Annotated in this window: 2 protein-coding genes; both read left to right on the top strand. The window is 38.2% G+C overall.

Annotated features, from left to right (window positions below; translation table 11 throughout):
• Positions 1–309 precede the first annotated feature (309 nt).
• Entirely contained in the window at positions 310–1,797 is a 1,488-nt protein-coding gene (locus tag ACXM0J_RS18670) for a SulP family inorganic anion transporter (protein ID WP_000953323.1), read from the top strand.
• Positions 1,798–1,809: 12 nt separating this feature from the next.
• Positions 1,810–2,661, top strand: coding sequence for a universal stress protein (locus tag ACXM0J_RS18665; RefSeq protein ID WP_004870777.1), 852 nt, complete (start codon positions 1,810–1,812; stop codon positions 2,659–2,661).
• Positions 2,662–2,747 lie beyond the last annotated feature (86 nt).

The raw sequence follows: 2,747 nt of genomic DNA, 5'->3' as shown, positions 1-2,747 counted from the left end.
GATTGGTTTCGCATAACGCCCATTATGTTAAATGGACATAAATCAATTCTAAAATTATCTATGATAATTCTATACTTTTACTTCGATACTGCGGTTAGGGTGGATAGAAAAGAGTCTAACTGCTATCATTGCCCCCGAAATCCTCCAAAATAGATATCTTTCTTAATATGACACTTACGCCACCATAAGTTTATTTACCTCTTAATTCAGTAAATAACTCATCACTGTCTAGTGATGTGGTGTAGTAGCTTGTGTGTCATATATCACATCACTAGCCTTTCCTAAAATTTAAAAAAATAGGCTATTTTCATGTTATCCACTATTCGAGAACAATGGTTCTCCAATATTCGCGGGGATGTTCTTGCGGGTATTGTTGTTGCTTTGGCTCTAATTCCTGAAGCAATTGCCTTCTCCATCATTGCAGGTGTCGACCCTAAAGTCGGGCTATATGCTTCATTCTGTATTGCAGTCGTGATTGCTTTCGTAGGTGGTCGCCCTGGTATGATTTCTGCTGCAACTGGTGCAATGGCTTTATTAATGGTCACACTGGTTAAAGAGCATGGTCTGCAATACTTATTAGCAGCCACAATTTTGACAGGATTTATTCAAATCCTAGCAGGTTATCTAAAATTAGGTGCTCTGATGCGGTTTGTATCAAAGTCAGTCGTGATTGGCTTTGTGAATGCCTTAGCTATTCTAATTTTTATGGCTCAATTGCCTGAACTCACCAATGTGACATGGCATGTCTATGCGATGACAGTTGGAGGTTTAGCTATTATTTATCTATTCCCTTATATCCCAGTGATAGGGAAGCTTTTACCCTCTCCTCTCATTTGTATTGTCCTCCTTACGCTCTTTGCCTTGTTCATTGGTTTAGATGTAAGAACCGTAGGCGATATGGGGCAATTACCAGATACGCTACCAATTTTCTTACTTCCTGATATTCCTTTAAATCTTGAAACTTTAGCTATTATTTTGCCTTATTCACTGGGATTAGCAGCCGTCGGTTTGCTTGAATCTATGATGACCGCAACAATTGTCGACGATTTAACAGATACCACCAGTGATAAAAACCGAGAATGTAAAGGGCAAGGTGTTGCCAATGTCGCTTCAGGCTTCTTAGGCGGAATGGCAGGCTGTGCCATGATTGGTCAATCCATTATTAATGTGAAATCTGGTGGACGTACCCGTTTATCATCATTTAGTGCAGGGGTCTTTCTGTTAATTATGGTGGTGTTTATCAGTGACTGGCTTAAAGCCATTCCAATGGCTGCACTGGTTGCTGTCATGATCATGGTAGCAATTGGAACATTTAACTGGGATTCACTACGCAATATCCGCCAATATCCCTTATCTAGCAATATTGTGATGATCGTTACAGTCATCGTGGTCGTTGCGACACATAATTTGGCTTATGGCGTATTAGTTGGTGTACTTCTTTCTGCATTATTTTTTGCCAACAAAATTGAACGCTACATGGCAATTCAGTCCGAATTTAATGAACCTGAAAATACCCGTATTTATACGGTAACAGGTCAAGTGTTCTTCAGCTCAGCAGATAAATTTACTTCTGCATTTGATTTCAAAGAAGCACTTTCAAAAGTTGTGATTGATGTTAGTCAGGCTCACTTCTGGGATGTGTCTGCGGTCGCTGCCGTAGATAAAGTGGTCATTAAGTTTAGACGTGAAGGAACAGAAGTCGAACTTATTGGAATGAATGAAGCTAGTAAAACATTAGTCGATAAGTTTGGTATCCACGACAAACCAGATGCTTTAGATCGCTTAAATAGCCACTAAGAGGGATTAGTTATGTCAAAAATTATTGCATGTATTGATGGATCATTAGTAACAAATACTGTGTGTGATTATGCAGCTTGGTTTAGCGATAAACTTAGTTCACCTATTAAACTATTGCATGTCATTGATAAGCCAAAAGCGAAAGCCCCACAAGATTTAAGTGGTGCAATTGGTCTAGGAAGTCGAGAAACCTTGCTAAACGAGTTAGTTGAACTCGAAGAACGTAAGGGAAAAATTGAGCTAGAGCATGGTCAGATTCTTCTTCGGGAAGCAAAGAATTATCTATTGGAGAAGTTTTCTATTGATGCTCAAAGTTTTCAACGCCATGGCAGTCTTTTAGAAACAATTATGGGAATGGAAGAAGACATTCGAGTTCTTGTTATGGGTAAGCATGGGACTGAAACTGAGCATGATTCCAGTAAAGTTGGAACCCATATTGAAAATGTTGTTCGTGCCCTTCATAAACCCGTATTAATAACATCTGCACTTTTTAGTCCACCTAAGTCTTTTTTAATTGCTTTTGATGGAAGTCAGACTGCACGCATTTGTGTAGAAAAAATTGCCAATAGCCCTTTATTAAAAAACCTGACAGCTCATGTGGTATATGTTGGTAAGCCAAATAGTGATATGACATCTCAAGTTACTTGGGCAAAAGAGCTGCTTGCAAATAATGGTTTTAATGTAATTGATATCGTACTTGAAGGTGATGTCGAGAAATCAATATTAGATTACCAAGAGAAAAACGCTATTGATATGATGGTGGTTGGTGCATATGGTCACTCAAAAATACGCCAGTTTTTTATTGGTAGTACGACGACCAAATTGTTATCAAGCTCTACAAAACCAGTATTATTACTAAGATAATTCTTACAAGATAAAGGGATAGTTTTTAACTATCCCTTTTTTAGAATTTCTAAAATTAACATAATACACCTTATGCGAAATACTTG

Source organism: Acinetobacter sp. GRABPA_MV_2 (genome assembly GCF_056725885.1).
This window is presented reverse-complemented; position numbering and strand designations above follow the sequence as displayed.

Excerpts from the sequence above, each read along its gene's own strand:
- ACXM0J_RS18670 (WP_000953323.1), top strand. The coding sequence starts at position 310 with ATGTTATCCACTATTCGAGAACAATGGTTCTCCAATATTCGCGGGGAT.
- ACXM0J_RS18665 (WP_004870777.1), top strand. The coding sequence starts at position 1,810 with ATGTCAAAAATTATTGCATGTATTGATGGATCATTAGTAACAAATACT.